Here is a 16,570-nt window from a genome sequence, read left to right as displayed (position 1 = left end):
CCTTCGAAACCGCCTGCTCTTGAAAACGATCGTATCCGGCCATCCCCCTGGCCGCAGCCCATGGGCCCATTCATGCTGAAAAACTTCAAAATCCGTACCAAGATCATCTCGGTCGTTGCGCTTCTCGGCGTCATCGCGATCGGCGGTCTTGTCTATGTCGTCGAGGAATTCCGCGGCGCCGATGCCGCCTACAGCGCCTTCATCGACCACGAAGCGCTGGCAGCCATGCAAGCCTCGCGTGCCAGCGCGTCTGCCACCGCAGCCGTTCTGCAGGCAACCGTCATCTCCGACCTCACTCCCGGCACGCCCGACTTCGATGCCGCGATCGCCGCGCCGAGCAAGATGCCGCAAGCGCGCGAGCGCCTGCAACAGGCAGCCGACCTCGTGCCGAACCGCAAGCCCGCGATCGACGAGATCATCGCCGGCATCGACGAGATGGACGCGCTCTCGAAAAAGGTGTTCGATCAGGCCAAGGCCGGCGACCGCACCGGTGCGCAGGCCACGGCGGCGGAGCTTAACGCCAAGCTCTCGATCGTCACGCCGAAGATGATCGCCAACAATGATGCGCTGATGGTTCAGCTCAACGATGGCGGCGACGCGCTTTCTGCCACGGTCAACAGCCGCATCCTTTCCTGTTTCGTGCTGATCGGGCTCGCCGTGCTTGCCGCGATCGGGCTCAGCATCTGGATCGCCCAGGCGGGTATCGCCGCGCCGATGGCCCGGCTTCGCCAGCGCATGACGCGGCTTGCCGAGGGCGAGACGGCAAGCGCCGTCGACGGCATGGACCGGCAGGACGAAGTGGGCGAGATGGCGGCCGCGGTCTCGATCTTCCGCGACAACGCCATCGAGCGCGTTCGCCTCGAGCGCGAGGCGGAGCGCAACCGCAACCTCACCGACAGCGAGCGGCGCGAAATCGAAGCCCAGCGCGCCACCGAGGCGGCCGATCTCTCGCGCACGGTCAGCGCGCTCGGCGACGGCCTGCGCAAGCTTGCGGCCGGCGACCTGATCTCGCAGATCAACACGCCGTTCGAAGGCAACCTGGACAGCCTGCGCCAGGATTTCAACAACTCGATCTTCAAGCTCAACGAAACGATGCAGACCGTGGGCGACAATGCCCGCGCGATTACGGCCGGCGCCGGCGAGATCCGCTCCTCAGCCGACCAGCTTTCGCGTCGCACCGAGCAGCAGGCAGCCTCCGTCGAAGAGACAGCGGCCGCGCTGGAAGAGATCACGACCACCGTGAAGGACGCCGCGCGCCGGGCAGAAGAAGCGCGCACGCTGGTGTCGAAAACCCGCCACAGCGCCGAGCGATCCGGCGAAGTCGTGCGCAAGGCGGTCAACGCCATGCAGCAGATCGAACAGTCCTCGGCATCGATCGGCAACATCATCGGCGTGATCGACGACATCGCCTTCCAGACCAACCTGCTGGCGCTGAACGCCGGTGTGGAAGCAGCGCGTGCCGGCGAAGCGGGCAAGGGTTTCGCAGTCGTTGCCCAGGAAGTGCGCGAACTCGCGCAACGCTCCGCCAATGCAGCACGCGAAATCCAGTCGCTGATCCTCACCTCGGGCAACCAGGTGAAATCGGGCGTGTCGCTGGTCGGCGAGACCGGCAAGGCGCTCGAAGAGATCGTGCATGAGGTGCAGGAGATCAACCAGCACGTCAACGCGATCGCCGAAGCCGCGCGCGAGCAATCGATCGGGCTGCAGGAGATCAACACGGCTGTCAACACGATGGACCAGGGCACGCAGCAGAATGCCGCGATGGTGGAAGAAAGCACCGCCGCCAGCCACAGGCTCGCCACCGAGGCAGCCGCACTCAACACGCTGCTCGACCAGTTCAAGCTGACCGGCACCGGCGGCGGCACAGTGGCGTTCACGCCAAGGGTGGTTCCCGATGCCAACGAGCCCCTGGCGCCGCGCCCGGCCAAGCCTGTCTTGACCCGCAAGGCGCCAGTGCGGATCGCCACCTCAGGGGTTACTCGACCGACCTCTTCGCCGGCGCTCGCTCTCGGGCAGAAGCTCGCCAACGCCTTCGGCGGCACGTCTTCCGCCGACAAGAAGGATGACGACTGGACGGAGTTCTGAGAAGCGACAAGGCTCTCGCAAACATGAAATGGGCGGCTCAAGGCCGCCCATTTTCATTTCGGCAAATGCCGACTTTATCCGCGATGTGATCGATCTTTCAGACGAGACCGAGCGAAATTTCTTCAACCTTGCGGCCACGACCATAGTCGCGCTCGTAGGAGGAGCGCCGGTCGCTGCGCTTGTATGCGGCAACGTCGAGTTCCGGCATATGGTAGCCATCCGCATAGGTGCCGGTATCATCGGCGTCGACGACATCGCGCTTTGCGGTGAAAATCTTCAAGAGCATTTCGCTATTCCTCCTCGTGTGCGCCAGTAACGGCCAGAGCGCCGTCCAAGTTCCATGTACCGGAGAATAGTTAAAAATTAACCACGTTCATTAGGGATTCGTCAAGTACGCGGAAAGCGTTAGAGCGCAGTGTTCTCAGCACTGGCGCAGCTCGCAGTGCGTACGCACGTGGCCCGAATGAGCGCTTGAGATCACATATTCTTGATGGGGATTGGAGCGGGTGAAGGGAATCGAACCCTCGTATTCAGCTTGGGAAGCTGCTGCTCTACCATTGAGCTACACCCGCGTTACGCGCAGATTTCCAACAGATGACGATCGCTGTCAAGCGGCGTTGGCGACTTCCGGGTGAGGCTACTCAGATCCGGAAGTGCTTGGAGAGCTTGAGGCCCTGGGCCTGGTAGTTGGAGCCGAGGCCGGTGCCGTAGAGGCTTTCGGGGTGTTCCTGCATGTGCTCGTAGACCAGGCGGCCGACGATCTGGCCGTCTTCGAGGATGAAGGGGACCTCGTGGCTGCGCACTTCAAGGACGGCGCGGCTGCCGCGGCCGCCGGCGGGGGCGTGGCCGAAGCCGGGGTCGAAGAAGCCGGCGTAGTGAACGCGGAATTCGCCGACCAGCGGATCGAAGGGGGTCATCTCGGCGGCGTAGTGCGGGGGCACGTGGACCGCTTCGCGCGAGACGAGGATGTAGAACTCGTCGGGATCGAGGATCAGCTCGTTGCGACCACGGCTGTAGATCGGCTCCCAGAAATCGAAGATATCGTGCTGGGCCTTCTTGTCGACATCGACGACGGCCGTGTGGTGCTTGCCGCGATAGCCGATCAGGCCGTCCTTGTCGCCGGCGAGATCGATCGACAGCGCGATGCCGCCGCCCGACACGTTCGGCTTTGTGCTTGCGACCAGCGTCTCTGCGTCGTGCAGCGCCAGCAGTTCCGGCTCGCCGAGCAGCGACTGGCCGATGCGGAAGCGGATCTGCGACAGGCGCGAACCGCGACGCACGACGATCGGGAAGGTGCGCGGCGAGATTTCGAGATAGAGCGGACCGGAATAGCCGGCCGGGATTTTGTCGAACTCCTGCGCGTAATCGGTGATGACGCGGGTGAAGATATCGAGGCGGCCGGTCGAGCTTTTCGGATTGGCCGAGGCCGACATGTCGGCCGGAAGATCGAGGCGCTCCATGAGCGGGACGATGTAAACGCAGCCGGTTTCGAGCACCGCGCCTTCCGAGAGGTCGACGACATGGAGCTTCAATCGGTCGAGCTTGTCGGAGACAAGGCTGTTCGGACCCGGCATGAAGCTGGCGCGAACACGGAAGGCCTTGGCGCCGAGACGCAGATCAAGGCTCGCCGGCTGGATCTGGTCGCTGTCGAGCTCGCGCTCCGCGACGAGGCGTCCCATCTCGAACAACGCGGCAATCGCGCGGTCTGCCAATATTCCTGTTTCGCGAGCCATCATGCCCCATCCATAATTTGCCGCAGACAAAACCAAAATCGAGGAATTGACGCAAGCGCGCAACAGCAGTATTGCAGCTTTATCCCGTGGTGATTTGGCCGGTCGGCTTGCAGCCACGTTAAACAAGTGGCTAAATAGACCGGGTTGAAACCGGTCTGCATTTGCGGCCGGTTTTTTTGTGTTTGAAAGTGGTGATGGCATGAGCAAGACTTGGCGCCCGGCAACCCAACTGGTCCACGGCGGAACGCTGCGCTCGCAGTATGGCGAAACCTCCGAGGCGATCTACCTGACGCAGGGCTTCGTCTACGACAGCGCGGAAGCCGCCGAGGCGCGCTTCAAGGGCGAGACCGAGGGCTATATCTACGCCCGCTACGGCAGCCCGACCAACGACATGTTCGAAAAGCGCATGTGCGCGATGGAAGGTGCGGAAGAAGCCCGCGCCACCGCATCGGGCATGGCAGCCGTTGCCGCCGCCATCCTCTGCCAGGTGAAGGCCGGCGATCATATCGTGGCCGCCCGCGCGCTCTTTGGCTCCTGCCGCTGGGTTGTCGAGACGCTGGCGCCGAAATACGGCATCGAATGCACGCTGGTCGATGGGCGCCATCTGGAGAACTGGGAAAAGGCGATCCGGCCGAACACCAAGGTGTTCTTCCTGGAAAGCCCGACCAACCCGACGCTCGAAGTGGTCGATATCGCCGGCGTTGCCAAGCTTGCCAACCAGGTCGGCGCCAAGGTCGTGGTCGACAACGTCTTCGCGACGCCGATCTTCCAGAAGCCGCTGGAACTCGGTGCCCATATCGTCGTCTATTCCGCCACGAAGCATATCGACGGCCAGGGCCGCAGCCTCGGCGGCGTGATCCTCTCGGATACGGAGTGGGTCAACGAGCATCTGCAGGACTATTATCGCCACACCGGCCCGGCCATGTCGCCGTTCACGGCGTGGACGCTGCTCAAGGGTCTCGAGACGCTGCCGCTGCGCGTCAAGCAGCAGACCGAGAACGCCGGCAAGATCGCCGACTTCCTGGCCGAGCAGAAGCAGGTCGCCAAGGTGATTTATCCCGGCCGCAAGGACCATCCGCAGGCCGATATCGTCGCCAAACAGATGAAGGGCGGCTCGACGCTGGTGGCGATCGAACTCAAGGGCGGCAAGGAAGCGGCGTTCGCGCTGCAGAACGCGCTTGATATCGTCAAGATCTCCAACAATCTCGGCGACGCCAAGAGCCTGATCACGCATCCGGCAACGACCACGCACAAGAACCTGACGGACGAGGCCCGCGCCGAACTCGGCATCTCGCCCGGCACCGTGCGCCTGTCGGCCGGTATCGAGGATACCGACGACCTGATCGAGGATTTCGCGCAGGCGCTCTCCAAGATCAAGGCCTGATGAAGAATAGCCGGCCGGGTCGATGTGATCCGGTCGGCATTTAAACGCGCATTCTTGTAATTTACTCGCGCTGAGCGGGAGTGGCATTAGTCTTAACGCGCGAATTTTTCGCGCTTACAGCCAATTGATTGCGGATTCCGGCCTGGTTTATTGACCTGCCGCACCTCTTATAAGATACCAGTAAGGTATTCTTATTATGGTGTAGGCATGTACCGCGCCCTGACACGAGATATTGAAGTGGTGGTCGAGCCCTTTTACCTGGAGGAGCAATCCGACCCGGACGACGACCGCTATGTGTGGGGCTACCGCATCGTCATCAGCAACAATTCCGACCTCACTGTACGCCTCGTCAACCGCTACTGGAACATCACCGACCAGAACGGCGTCGTCGACGAAGTGAGCGGCGCGGGCGTTGTCGGCGAGCAGCCGACGCTGAGCCCTGGTGATACCTACGAATATTCGTCGGGCTGCCCGCTCGATACGCCATCGGGCCTGATGTTCGGCCACTACCAGATGGAAACCGATAAAGGCGAGGTCTTCCAAGTGGAAATCCCCGCCTTCTCTCTTGATTCACCCGGCCTGCTCAGAGTGCTGAACTAACCTTTGTCTTGTCGCATGTCGGTGCCGCAAAACCGCTGCACACTTTTGCGCGACATGCTTCAGCTTATTCAGCCGCCTGCGCGAGCTCTTCGGCCTCGAAACGATAGGTCGTCGAGCAGAACTCGCAGGTGACCGCGATCTTGCCCTCTTCCTGGCTCGCCTCGATCTCCTCGGCGGAGAAGCCCTTGAGCACGCCCTTGATCTTCTCGCGCGAGCAGGAGCAGCGGTCGAACACTTCGCGCGGCTCGTAAACGCGCACGCCGCGCTCGTGGAACAGCCGGAACAGCAGGCGCTCGACGCCGACCTGCGGATCGGTCAGCTCATCGGCGTCGATGGTTTCCACCAGCGAACGGGCTTCGGCCCAGGCATCGTCTTCCGCATGCTGGACGGTACCTTCGTCGCCATCGCCGCCATGCAGGTCTGCCTGGCGCATGCGCTCGGGCGCTTCCGGCAGGAACTGGGCAACGAGGCCCCCTGCCCGCCAGCGATGACGCGGCTTGCCTTGCTCGTCGCGGTCCAGCAGTTCGGCGGCGGCCAGGCGCACGCGCGTCGGGATCTGCTCCGACTGGCGGAAATAGGTGCCGGCAATATCTTCCAGCGTGGCGCCGTCAAGCGCGACGATGCCCTGGTAAGGCTGGCTGAACTTGCCCTGGTCGATGGTGAACGCCAGCATGCCCTTGCCGAGCAGCTGCTCGGGCTCGGCGCGGCCAGCGGCAACCGCCTCGTCCAGCAGCGTCTGGTCGAAACGGGCGTAGGCGCGCACGTTCTCGGGCGTCGAGAAATCGGCGACAAGCAGATCGACCGGGCCGTCGCTCTTGGTCTGGACGGTGAACTTGCCTTCGAACTTCAGCGACGTGCCAAGCAGCACCGTCAGCGCGATGACTTCGGCCAGCAGGCGGGCGACGGGTGCGGGATAATTGTGGCGATCGAGGATCGCATCCAGCATCGGGCCGAGCTGGACGGCGCGACCGCGCACATCCAGGCCTTCCACCTGAAACGGAACGACATGATCATCACCGGCGAAATCGAATTCGCCGAGGGTGGCTGCAGCTTCTGCCATGGTCTTCTCCTAGTCTGAGGGCAGCGGACGAGCCCGTCCATCCGCCAGCGCGGCCACGGGCCTGTCCGGCCCGATGTGGCCTCCAGTATGGTTCAGATCGCGCCCAGGCACCAAGCAAGAATCGACTTCTGCGCATGAAGACGGTTTTCCGCTTCATCGAAGACCACGGATTGCGGGCCGTCGATCACTTCGTCGGTAACTTCCTCACCACGATGGGCCGGCAGGCAATGCATGAACAATGCATCCTTGTCGGCCTGTGCCATCAAAGCCGAATTGACCTGATAAGGCTGGAAGACGTTGTGACCCCGGGCCCGATGTTCCTGATTCATGGAGACCCAGGTATCGGTCACCACGCAATCGGCGCCGGCGACCGCACGGTCTGCATCATGGCTCAGCATGATCTCGGCGCCCTCATTGCGGGCCCAGTTCAGATAGTGATCCTTCGGCTCGGAACCAAGGGGTACCGCCATGTTCATGCGATAGCCGAAACGGGCAGCGCCTTCGACCAGCGAATGCAGCACGTTGTTGCCATCGCCCATCCAAGCGATCGTCTTGCCCTTGATGGGGCCGCGATGCTCTTCGAAGGTCATGATATCGGCCATGATCTGGCAGGGATGGGTGTCATCGGTCAGAGCGTTGATGACGGGAACCGTCGCGTGTTCGGCGAGTTCCAGCATGCGCGCATGGTCGGTGGTGCGGATCATGATCGCGTCGACATAGCGCGACAGGACCTTGGCGGTATCGCCAATCGTTTCAGCGCGGCCGAGCTGCATTTCGGTGCCCGAAAGGAACAGCGTTTCGCCACCGAGCTGGCGCATACCGACGTCAAAGGAGACGCGGGTGCGGGTCGAGGGCTTTTCGAAGATCATCGCCAGCATCTTGCCTGCCAGCGGCTTGTCGCCCTGGCCGGCCTTGAAAGCCTGCTTGCGGGTCTTGGCGTCATCCATGATGACCCTGAGGTCGGAGGAGGTTACCGCGGAGAGATCGAGGAAGTGTTTTGGGGAAGCCATCTGTCTTTAAACCTGTTGCGCCCGCCATCCGGCCGGGCATCTATCCATTCAAGCCGTCTTCTTTGCCTTGGCGCGCACGCTCTCGGCGGCACGCTCCAGGCGGGCGAGGCCTTCGCGGGCTTCGTCGGCCGTGACGACAAGCGGGGGCAACAAACGGATGACATTGTCGCCGGCCGGAATGGCCAGCAGGTTGGCAGCGCGGATGGCCTGCAACAGCTCAGTCGACGGAACAGCCGCCTTGACGCCGAGCATCAGGCCTTCGCCGCGGATATCCTCGATTACATCGGGGAAGCGATCCTTCAGCGATGCAAGACCCTGACGGAAGACGAGCGCGACGTCGTTGACGTGGCGCAGGAAGCCCTCCTCGAGGATGACATCGAGCACGGCATTGCCGACGGCCATGGCGAGCGGGTTGCCGCCATAGGTCGAGCCATGGGTGCCGGCCTTCATGCCGGAGGCAGCTTCAGCTGTTGCCAGGCATGCGCCGAGCGGGAAACCACCGCCGATGCCCTTGGCGACCGCCATGATATCAGGCGTGACGCCGGACCATTCATGCGCGAAGAGCTTGCCGGTGCGGCCGACGCCGGACTGAACCTCGTCGAGGATCAGAAGCAGGCCGTTTTCGTCGCAGAGCTGGCGCAGCGCCTTCATGAATTCCGTGGTTGCCGGGCGAATACCGCCTTCGCCCTGTACCGGCTCGATCAGGATACCGGCCGTGGCATCTGTGATCGCGGCACGGACGGCCTCGATATCGCCGAAGGGCACCTGGTCGAAACCGGGTGTCTTGGGGCCGAAGCCTTCGAGATACTTCTCCTGGCCACCGGCAGCGATCGTCGCCAGCGTGCGGCCGTGGAAGGCGCCTTCGAAGGTGATGATGTGGAAGCGCTCGGGATGGCCCTTCGAATACTGGTAGCGGCGCGCGGTCTTGATCGCGCATTCCAGCGCCTCGGCGCCGGAATTGGTGAAGAACACCTTATCCGCGAAGGTTGCATCCGTCAGCCGCTTGGCAAAGCGCTCCTGGCCGGGGATCTCGTAAATGTTGGAGAGGTGCCAAACCTTCTCGGCCTGATCCTTAAGCGCGCCGACGACGTGCGGGTGGCTATGGCCGACGGAGGTCACGGCAACGCCCGCGCCGAAATCGAGATATCGCTCGCCAGTTTCGGTGATCAGCCACACGCCCTCTCCTCGCTCGAACCGCAGCGGGGCACGAGAGTAGGTATCATAAAGCGGCGCGGCTTCAGCCATGGCGCGATCTCCTGTCATTCGCTCAACAAAGGCCCGGACTCCGGCGAAAAAGCGGGTGCCCGGAAATGAAAAATGCCGCCTTTCGGCGGCGAGGGGCACTATTGTCTTTTCGCAGTGCGATGTCAACAAAACTGAGCTTTTGTCGCATGCGTCAAGCAAGCATCGGGGCGCCGGCGAGCTATCAACAGCTAATGTTGCAGAAATGACTCTACCACCCAGCAAGTTGGGGAAAACCGAGAAATCGATTCGCCGCGATTCAACCGACTCTTGTCACGGAGTCGCCCTCACTCTAGGTTAAAACTCAATTACTAGACTGCATGCGGCGGAACTAGTCACCAAAATCGAGCAAGCGTTTCTTGGTCCGGACACGTCCGTGCCATGGGTGAAGGATTCTGCCTACACCAACGCAATAAGGCGGAGACAGGGCATGAACTGGACAGACGAGCGCGTTGAAAGACTGAAGAAGCTTTGGGCCGAAGGCCTGAGCGCCAGCCAGATTGCGGCACAACTTGGCGGTGTAAGCCGCAACGCCGTCATCGGCAAGGTCCACCGCCTGAACCTGCCTGGCCGCGCCAAGGCCGGCGGCACGACGACGGCGACGCGGGCGCCGAAGCGCCCGGCGGTTTCGACCCCCCGCCCTGCCAGCAATTTCAATTCCGCACGCATCTCGCCAAGCCGCGCCGTTGCCCGCCCGCAGGGCGCAGTGGCTCTCAAGGAAGAGATGGATATCGATGCGATCGAGGAAGTCCGTTACCGTCCAGCCTCCAACGTTGTCGTTCCGATCTCGCGCCGTCTCGGCCTTACGGAACTGACCGAGCGCACGTGCAAGTGGCCGGTCGGCGATCCGCTGACGGATGACTTCCACTTCTGCGGCTGCGAGTCCCCCGACAACTCGCCATACTGCACCTACCACCAGCGCATGGCCTACCAGCCGGTCAACGAGCGCCGCAAGGCAGCCAACCGGGTCGCATGACCCGGAAAGCCGGATAAGGAACAAAAGAAAACGGGCCCTCGCGGGGCCCGTTTTTCGTTGGATCGTATGAAATGGAAGCGCCTTACGCTTCCATCGAATAACCGGCGCCGCGAACGGTGCGGATCACATCCTGCATGTTCGAGAAGTTGAGCGCCTTGCGCAGGCGGCCGACGTGAACGTCTACGGTGCGTTCGTCGACATAGATGTCATGGCCCCAGACGCCATCGAGCAGCTGCGAGCGCGAGAAGACGCGGCCGGGCGACGACATCAGGAATTCCAGCAGGCGGAATTCGGTCGGTCCGAGGCGGACTTCGCGGCTCTTGCGGTGAACGCGATGGGTTTCGCGATCGAGCTCGATATCGCCGCACTTCAGCAGCGAGGAGAGCACTTCCGGCTTGGCGCGGCGCAGCATCGCCTTGACGCGGGCGACGAGCTCAGGCGTCGAGAACGGCTTGACGACATAGTCGTCGGCGCCGGTCGACAGGCCGCGAACGCGTTCGCTTTCCTCGCCACGGGCGGTCAGCATGATGATCGGCAGGCGCTCCGTCTCCGGGCGCATGCGCAGGCGACGGCAGAGCTCGATGCCGGATACGCCGGGCAGCATCCAATCGAGGATCAAAAGATCAGGCGTGCGTTCCTGCAGCCGGATTTCGGCCTCGTCACCGCGAAGGATGGTATCGACTTCGAAGCCTTCGGCCTCAAGGTTATAGCGAAGAAGCACGCTCAGTGCTTCTTCGTCTTCAACGACTGCTACTCTTGGGATCATTCGTCTCGGTCTCCTGGGGGCGTGGGTCCGGAACGCTTATTCCGTGACCGCGCCGACGGTGTTGGCGGTGTCGTCCTTCGGACGCTCGCCTTCCGGCTGGGCGCCGGTAGCCATGTAGTAGATGGTCTCTGCGATGTTGGTGGCGTGGTCGCCGATGCGCTCGATGTTCTTGGCGCAGAAGAGAAGATGCGTGCAGCTGGTGATGTTGCGCGGATCTTCCATCATGTAGGTCAGCATCTCGCGGAACAGCGAGGTGTACATCGCGTCGATTTCCTCGTCGCGCTCGCGGATCGACTTGGCGCGGTCGGCAACGCGGCTGGTGTAGACGTCGAGAACTTCCTTGAGCTGGACGAGCGCCAGTTCGGAGAGATGCTCGAGGCCACGGGCGAGCTTGCGCGGAACGCCGGTGCTCTGGACAGCGATGACGCGCTTGGCGGTGTTCTTGCCAAGATCGCCGACGCGCTCGAGATCGGCCGCGATGCGGATCGAGCCCATGATTTCGCGAAGGTCGGCGGCCATCGGCTGGCGGCGGGCGATGGTGATGATCGCCTTTTCGCCGATCTCGCGCTCGGCGTGATCGAGGATCACGTCGTCGGAGATGACCTTCTGGGCGAGCGAAGTGTCGCCGTTGACGAGCGCGCGAACGGCGTCGCCGACCATCTGTTCCGCGAGGCCGCCCATTTCGGAGATGCGGCGCGTCAGGAACTTGAGATCATCGTCATAGGCGGAATAGATATGTGTCGATGCCATGGGGCTTATCCTTGAATGTCCTGAGGTTTACCGGTTTCGGAGATCAGCCGAAGCGGCCCATGATGTAATCCTGGGTGCGCGGATCATCCGGGTTGGTGAACATCTTGTCTGTATCGTTCTCCTCGACGAGGTTGCCGAGGTGGAACATGGCGGTGCGCTGCGAAACGCGGGCTGCCTGCTGCATCGAGTGCGTAACGATGACGATCGTGTAGGCCTCGCGCAGCTCGTGGATGAGCTCCTCGACCTTGGCGGTCGCGATCGGGTCAAGCGCCGAGCAGGGCTCGTCCATGAGGATGACTTCAGGGCTAACGGCAATCGCGCGGGCGATGCACAGACGCTGCTGCTGACCACCCGAGAGGCCGGTGCCGCCTTCATGCACGCGGTCCTTGACCTCGTTCCACAGGCCGGCGCGCTGCAGGCTCTGCTCGACGATGACGTCCATGTCGGCCTTCGCCTTGGCGAGACCGTGGATGCGCGGGCCGTAGGCGACGTTCTCGTAGATCGACTTCGGGAATGGGTTCGGCTTCTGGAACACCATGCCGACGCGGGCGCGCAGTTCGACGACGTCGATATCCGGATCGTAGATATCATCGCCATCGAGCGTGATCTTGCCGGTGACGCGGCAATTGTCGATCGTGTCGTTCATGCGGTTCAGGCTGCGCAGGAAGGTGGACTTGCCGCAGCCCGACGGACCGATGAGAGCCGTCACGGTGTTTTCGCGGATGTTCAGCTTCACATCGAAAAGCGCACGCTTCTCGCCGTAGTAAACCGAGACGTCCTGGCCAATCATTTTATACGGAATGGTATTCATCTTCTGGTCTAGCGCCTTCTCAACTGCTGCTTCCGTCAACATGTTCATGATGTTTACTCCGTTTACCAGCGGCGCTCAAAGCGACGACGCAAGAGGATGGCTCCGAGGTTCATGACGATCAGGAACAGGAGCAGGACGATGATGGCGCCGGACGTGCGCTCGACAAAGGCGCGTTCGGCTTCGTTTGCCCACATGTAAACCTGCACCGGCAGAGCCGTGGAGGGATCCATCGGGGTGGCAGGCGCATTGGCAACGAAGGCGACCATGCCGATCAGGAGCAGCGGCGCGGTTTCACCGAGCGCATGCGCCAGACCGATGATGGTGCCGGTCAGGATGCCAGGCATTGCCAGCGGCAGGACGTGATGGAACACCATCTGCATCTTCGAGGCGCCGAGGCCGAGAGCGGCCGCGCGGATCGAAGGGGGCACGGCGCGCAGTGCCGCGCGGGTGGCGATGATGATAGTCGGCAGCGTCATCAGCGTCAGCACCAGACCGCCGACCAACGACGCGGAGCGCGGCAGGCCTGCGAAGTTGATGAAGACGGCGAGACCGAGCAGACCGTAGACGATCGAGGGAACGGCCGCGAGGTTGTTGATGTTCACCTCGATCAGGTCGGTCAGCTTGTTCTTCGGCGCGAACTCTTCGAGGTAGATCGAAGCGGCGACGCCGATCGGCAGCGACAGGGCAAGAACGATCAGCATCAGGTAGAGCGAACCGATGAGGGCGACGCCGAGACCCGCGGCTTCCGGACGGCTGGAGTTGCCGTTGACGAAGAGGCCGGTGTTGAACTCCTTGTGGAGCGTGCCGCTGGCTGCCATCTGCTGCATCCAGCCGACCTGGCGGTCGTTGACCTTGCGGTTCTTCTCGTCAACCGTCAGGTCGATCTGGCCCTTGTTGGCCGAGTCGACGTTGGCGTCTGCGAGAAGCGTGACGTTGACCGTCTTGCCGATCAGCGACGGATCGGCAACGACCATGTCGCGGAGCACGATCGGCGCACCCTTGGAGATCATCGCGGTGGCGTCACGCGTTTCCGGACGGCTTTGGGCGTTGATGCCGAGCGTCTTGACCATGGCGTCGCGGATCAGCACCGGATAGTTGGCGGCGATCAGCACCGACGGGTCGGTGGCGCGCTTGTTGTTGGGGTCGAGCACCTTTTCGGAGAACTCGATCGGCAGGGTGATCGAGGTCTGCGCGAAGGCCGTGTAGCCCTGACGGATAACCGTCGTGAGCAGGATGGCCAGGAAGATCAGACCGAAGGAGATGGCAGCGATGCCATAGGCCTGGAAGCGGCGTTCGGCGGCGTAGCGACGCTTGATGCCGATGTCGCGGCGGGCCGGCGCCTTGGAGACGACGACGCCCTGTCCGGAGGAAACAACGTCCGTCATTCGTACTGCTCCCGGTATTTGCGCACAATGAAGAGCGCGTAGATGTTAAGGCAAAGCGTGATGAAGAACAGCGTGATGCCAAGCGCGAAGGCAACCAGCGTCTGCGGCGAGGTGAACTCAAGGTCACCCGTCAGCTGGTTGACGATCTTGACCGTCACCGTCGTCATCGGCTCGAAGGGATTGATCTGGATGCGGGCGGCAACACCGGCTGCAAGCACGACGATCATGGTCTCGCCGATGGCGCGCGAGGCGGTCATCAAGAGAGCGCCGACGATACCCGGCAGGGCGGCGGGGAGAACGACCTTCTTGATCGTTTCCGAACGCGTGGCACCGAGACCGAGCGAACCGTCACGCAGGGCGCGCGGCACGGCGGTGATGATATCGTCAGACAGCGAGGAGACGTATGGGATCAGCATGATGCCCATGACGATACCGGCGGTCAGAACGCTCTGTGCCTGGATGAAGTTGCTGTAGTCGCCGGTCAGAAGGCCGTTCACCTGGGACGAGAGGTCGCGCAGGAACGGGCCGACGGTGATGAGGGCGAAGAAGCCGTAGACGATGGTCGGGATACCGGCAAGCACTTCGAGCAGCGGCTTGGCGATACCGCGAACCTTGGGAGCCGCGTATTCCGCCATGTAGATGGCCGCGAAGAGACCGACCGGAACGGCGACCAGCATGGCGACGAAGCCGATGTAGAGCGTTCCGAGCAGCAGCGGGATGAGACCGAACTGGCCGAAGGACGAGCTGCCGGCGCCGGCAAAGCGCGGATCCCAGACGGTGCCGAAGAAGAAGTCGGCGGCTGGAACTTCAGCGAAGAAGTGAGCGGCTTCCGTCAGCATCGACATCACGATACCGACCGTGGTCAGGATGGCGATGGAGGATGCAAGCAGCAGCCCCCAGAGCATGACGCGCTCGACGCGGTTGCGGGCCCGGAAACGGGGAGCGACTTCGCGCAGGGCATAGAAGCCACCGGCAACGCCGAGCGCGAGAACGACCAGCGTCATGATCAAGCGGCTGATGCCGCTCTCGGTGTTCAGCTTCTGCGCGCCTTCGATCATGTAAGGCTGCGGCACGCCGGCGAGCGGAACGCCCTTGGCGGCGAGCTTGGCCTGGAGACCGGCGGGATCGCCGACGCCTGCGGCAACGTCTTCGCTCGCGAGCTGAGGCAAACCTCGGGCGATGGCGCTGACCATGCCGTAGTTCAGGTTCTGCTGAGCCGCAGACTGAGCCTTGACGTCTTCAGGAAAGCCGCCGCGAACGGAGGATTCGATAATGGAGGGGCTAATCGCAAGCCAGGCGCACAGAACGATGAGCGCAGGCAGGATAGCCCAGATTGCGGCATAGGCACCGTAGTAGCCAGGCCGGGAGTGCAGCGCCGAGGATTTACCTCCGGCAAGCGCCGTCGCGCGGCTGCGTGCTGCCACAAAGGCAACCGCGCCAAGCACAACGAGGCACAAGAGTAAGACGGATGTACTCATTCGTTAAGGTCCCCCAGGCCCTCGGCCCCCAAGAGCGAAACGGCGCTTCGGCCATCTCGGCTTCCAATCATGGAGTAGTTCAGCTTTACCGCTCCCTTAGAGCGGACAAAGGCGATGCCGGCGCGACCCTTTGGATCGCGCCGGCAAAGTTTATTACATGGTCTTGCCGTCTTCGACTGCCTTGCGGGTCGCTTCGCGCTCAGCGTCCGGAGCAGCAACCAGGCCGTACTCGACGAGCGGGCTGTCAGGGCCAACCATCTGGTCGGATACGAAGAAGTTTACGTATTCCTTCAGGCCCGGGATAACGCCCAGGTGAGCCTTCTTGACGTAGAAGAACAGCGGACGGGAAACCGGGTAGGTGCCGTCAGCGATCGTTTCCGGGCTCGGAACGATACCCTTGACGGTAGCGACCTTCAGCTTGTCGGCGTTGTTTTCGTAGAAGGAGAGGCCGAATACGCCAACACCGGTCTTGTTGGCAGCGATGCGTGCCAGCGTTTCCGGATAATCGCCGTCGATGTCGACTGCAGCGCCGTCCTTACGAACTGCAACGCAAGCCTTGCTCTGGGCAGCCTTGTCAGCGATTTCCTTGGAGATCACGTCGAGAGCGCCGCTATCCTTGCAGCCAGCAGCGAGAACGTTCAGTTCGAACACTTCGCGGGTGCCGTGCTTTTCGCCGGGGATGTAGGCAGCGATATCAACAGCCGGGAGCTTCGAGTTGACTTCAGACCACTTCTTGTAGGGGTTTGCGACGAGCTTGCCGTCGACAACAACCTGAGCGGCGAGAGCCTTGTAGAGGTCGGCCGGCTCGTAAGCGACGTCAGGGTTGGACGAGTCGGTTGCGAAGACGATGCCGTCGTAGCCGATCTTGACTTCCTGGATGTCGGTAACGCCGGCGGTCTTGCAGGCTTCCAGTTCCTTGGCGTTGATCGGACGCGAAGCGTTGGCAACGTCGATCGTGTCAGGGCCTACGCCCTTGCAGAATTCCTTGAGGCCAGCGCCGGTGCCACCGGATTCAACGACCGGCGTCTTGAAGTCCTTGAAGGTTTCGCCGAAAGTTTCGGCAACGATCTTGGCGTAAGGCAGAACGGTGGACGAACCACTGACCTGGACCTGGTCGCGAGCAACAGCCGCGCCTGCGAAAGCGGCGGAAGCAGCAAGTGCAGCGACCGTGAGTTTAAAAGCGTTCATAATAGTCTCCCGGGCTTATAACTGTCTGGGTGGGGCCTGAACGGCCCTTTGACGGTGCCGTCTCTGTCAGCGGCACGCATTCTTTAGCCTCTGATGACAAGA

At 62.4% G+C, this 16,570-nt stretch carries 15 protein-coding genes, 1 tRNA gene and 1 riboswitch; of the genes, 4 read left to right on the top strand and 12 right to left on the bottom strand.

What is annotated here, in order from left to right:
* Positions 1–72 precede the first annotated feature (72 nt).
* Positions 73–2,085: a methyl-accepting chemotaxis protein gene (locus QTL96_RS17845; RefSeq protein ID WP_289728614.1), complete on the top strand. Its 2,013-nt coding sequence runs from the start codon at positions 73–75 to the stop codon at positions 2,083–2,085.
* Positions 2,086–2,182: 97 nt separating this feature from the next.
* Here QTL96_RS17845 and QTL96_RS17840 read toward each other — a convergent pair whose 3' ends face one another.
* The 3 genes from QTL96_RS17840 to QTL96_RS17830 all read right to left on the bottom strand — a co-directional run bounded on the left by QTL96_RS17840 (position 2,183) and on the right by QTL96_RS17830 (position 3,821).
* Positions 2,183–2,371 carry a hypothetical protein gene (locus tag QTL96_RS17840; protein WP_018898317.1) on the bottom strand — a complete coding sequence of 63 codons (189 nt, stop codon included), beginning with the start codon at positions 2,369–2,371 and terminating at the stop codon, positions 2,183–2,185.
* A gap of 212 nt (positions 2,372–2,583) precedes the next feature.
* A tRNA-Gly gene (locus QTL96_RS17835) sits at positions 2,584–2,657 on the bottom strand.
* 69 nt (positions 2,658–2,726) lie between these two features.
* Positions 2,727–3,821, bottom strand: coding sequence for a 2'-deoxycytidine 5'-triphosphate deaminase (locus QTL96_RS17830; RefSeq protein ID WP_289728613.1), 1,095 nt, complete (start codon positions 3,819–3,821; stop codon positions 2,727–2,729).
* Between the two features lie 73 nt (positions 3,822–3,894).
* Positions 3,895–3,973, top strand: a riboswitch (SAM riboswitch).
* A 44-nt stretch (positions 3,974–4,017) separates the two neighbouring features.
* Here QTL96_RS17830 and QTL96_RS17825 point away from each other — a divergent pair.
* Both QTL96_RS17825 and apaG read left to right on the top strand, forming a co-directional pair.
* Positions 4,018–5,202, top strand: coding sequence for an O-succinylhomoserine sulfhydrylase (locus QTL96_RS17825; RefSeq protein ID WP_289728612.1), 1,185 nt, complete (start codon positions 4,018–4,020; stop codon positions 5,200–5,202).
* Positions 5,203–5,409: 207 nt separating this feature from the next.
* Positions 5,410–5,802, top strand: a complete 393-nt coding sequence (gene apaG, locus QTL96_RS17820) for a Co2+/Mg2+ efflux protein ApaG (protein WP_026282968.1) — start codon at positions 5,410–5,412, stop codon at positions 5,800–5,802.
* Between the two features lie 64 nt (positions 5,803–5,866).
* On the opposite strand, the gene QTL96_RS17815 is transcribed toward apaG, so the two are convergent.
* From QTL96_RS17815 to QTL96_RS17805, 3 genes are all read right to left on the bottom strand, one after another.
* Entirely contained in the window at positions 5,867–6,862 is a 996-nt protein-coding gene (locus QTL96_RS17815) for an Hsp33 family molecular chaperone (protein WP_047507232.1), read from the bottom strand.
* A 92-nt stretch (positions 6,863–6,954) separates the two neighbouring features.
* Positions 6,955–7,872: an ornithine carbamoyltransferase gene (gene argF, locus QTL96_RS17810; RefSeq protein WP_026282967.1), complete on the bottom strand. Its 918-nt coding sequence runs from the start codon at positions 7,870–7,872 to the stop codon at positions 6,955–6,957.
* A 48-nt stretch (positions 7,873–7,920) separates the two neighbouring features.
* Complete coding sequence (locus QTL96_RS17805) at positions 7,921–9,117, bottom strand: aspartate aminotransferase family protein (RefSeq protein ID WP_289728611.1); 1,197 nt, start codon at positions 9,115–9,117, stop codon at positions 7,921–7,923.
* Positions 9,118–9,544: 427 nt separating this feature from the next.
* Here QTL96_RS17805 and QTL96_RS17800 point away from each other — a divergent pair, with 427 nt between their 5' ends.
* Complete coding sequence (locus tag QTL96_RS17800; protein ID WP_018898308.1) at positions 9,545–10,090, top strand: GcrA family cell cycle regulator; 546 nt, start codon at positions 9,545–9,547, stop codon at positions 10,088–10,090.
* A gap of 82 nt (positions 10,091–10,172) precedes the next feature.
* Here QTL96_RS17800 and phoB read toward each other — a convergent pair whose 3' ends face one another.
* From phoB to QTL96_RS17770, 6 genes are all read right to left on the bottom strand, one after another.
* On the bottom strand, positions 10,173–10,856 hold the full coding sequence (gene phoB, locus QTL96_RS17795; RefSeq protein ID WP_018898307.1) for a phosphate regulon transcriptional regulator PhoB: 684 nt from the start codon (positions 10,854–10,856) through the stop codon (positions 10,173–10,175).
* 36 nt (positions 10,857–10,892) lie between these two features.
* Positions 10,893–11,606, bottom strand: coding sequence for a phosphate signaling complex protein PhoU (gene phoU / locus QTL96_RS17790; RefSeq protein ID WP_018898306.1), 714 nt, complete (start codon positions 11,604–11,606; stop codon positions 10,893–10,895).
* A 43-nt stretch (positions 11,607–11,649) separates the two neighbouring features.
* Positions 11,650–12,465: a phosphate ABC transporter ATP-binding protein PstB gene (gene pstB / locus QTL96_RS17785; RefSeq protein WP_018898305.1), complete on the bottom strand. Its 816-nt coding sequence runs from the start codon at positions 12,463–12,465 to the stop codon at positions 11,650–11,652.
* Positions 12,466–12,479: 14 nt separating this feature from the next.
* Complete coding sequence (gene pstA / locus QTL96_RS17780) at positions 12,480–13,802, bottom strand: phosphate ABC transporter permease PstA (protein WP_047507228.1); 1,323 nt, start codon at positions 13,800–13,802, stop codon at positions 12,480–12,482.
* Positions 13,799–15,280: a phosphate ABC transporter permease subunit PstC gene (gene pstC, locus QTL96_RS17775; RefSeq protein ID WP_289728610.1), complete on the bottom strand. Its 1,482-nt coding sequence runs from the start codon at positions 15,278–15,280 to the stop codon at positions 13,799–13,801. The genes pstA and pstC overlap by 4 nt, the downstream gene beginning before the upstream one ends.
* Positions 15,281–15,433: 153 nt before the next feature.
* Entirely contained in the window at positions 15,434–16,468 is a 1,035-nt protein-coding gene (locus QTL96_RS17770; protein WP_113009851.1) for a substrate-binding domain-containing protein, read from the bottom strand.
* Positions 16,469–16,570: the final 102 nt, after the last annotated feature.

This window comes from Rhizobium sp. S163, from assembly GCF_030380805.1.
Classification (GTDB): domain Bacteria; phylum Pseudomonadota; class Alphaproteobacteria; order Rhizobiales; family Rhizobiaceae; genus Rhizobium.
Note: the sequence above shows the minus strand (reverse complement) of the source record. Positions and strands in the feature narration are given on the sequence as shown.

Excerpts from the sequence above, each read along its gene's own strand:
- QTL96_RS17805 (WP_289728611.1), bottom strand. The coding sequence starts at position 9,117 with ATGGCTGAAGCCGCGCCGCTTTATGATACCTACTCTCGTGCCCCGCTG.
- phoB (WP_018898307.1), bottom strand. The coding sequence starts at position 10,856 with ATGATCCCAAGAGTAGCAGTCGTTGAAGACGAAGAAGCACTGAGCGTG.
- QTL96_RS17815 (WP_047507232.1), bottom strand. The coding sequence starts at position 6,862 with ATGGCAGAAGCTGCAGCCACCCTCGGCGAATTCGATTTCGCCGGTGAT.
- QTL96_RS17825 (WP_289728612.1), top strand. The coding sequence starts at position 4,018 with ATGAGCAAGACTTGGCGCCCGGCAACCCAACTGGTCCACGGCGGAACG.
- QTL96_RS17770 (WP_113009851.1), bottom strand. The coding sequence starts at position 16,468 with ATGAACGCTTTTAAACTCACGGTCGCTGCACTTGCTGCTTCCGCCGCT.
- apaG (WP_026282968.1), top strand. The coding sequence starts at position 5,410 with ATGTACCGCGCCCTGACACGAGATATTGAAGTGGTGGTCGAGCCCTTT.
- argF (WP_026282967.1), bottom strand. The coding sequence starts at position 7,872 with ATGGCTTCCCCAAAACACTTCCTCGATCTCTCCGCGGTAACCTCCTCC.
- QTL96_RS17845 (WP_289728614.1), top strand. The coding sequence starts at position 73 with ATGCTGAAAAACTTCAAAATCCGTACCAAGATCATCTCGGTCGTTGCG.
- pstB (WP_018898305.1), bottom strand. The coding sequence starts at position 12,465 with ATGAACATGTTGACGGAAGCAGCAGTTGAGAAGGCGCTAGACCAGAAG.
- QTL96_RS17840 (WP_018898317.1), bottom strand. The coding sequence starts at position 2,371 with ATGCTCTTGAAGATTTTCACCGCAAAGCGCGATGTCGTCGACGCCGAT.
- pstA (WP_047507228.1), bottom strand. The coding sequence starts at position 13,802 with ATGACGGACGTTGTTTCCTCCGGACAGGGCGTCGTCGTCTCCAAGGCG.
- QTL96_RS17830 (WP_289728613.1), bottom strand. The coding sequence starts at position 3,821 with ATGATGGCTCGCGAAACAGGAATATTGGCAGACCGCGCGATTGCCGCG.
- QTL96_RS17800 (WP_018898308.1), top strand. The coding sequence starts at position 9,545 with ATGAACTGGACAGACGAGCGCGTTGAAAGACTGAAGAAGCTTTGGGCC.
- phoU (WP_018898306.1), bottom strand. The coding sequence starts at position 11,606 with ATGGCATCGACACATATCTATTCCGCCTATGACGATGATCTCAAGTTC.
- pstC (WP_289728610.1), bottom strand. The coding sequence starts at position 15,280 with ATGAGTACATCCGTCTTACTCTTGTGCCTCGTTGTGCTTGGCGCGGTT.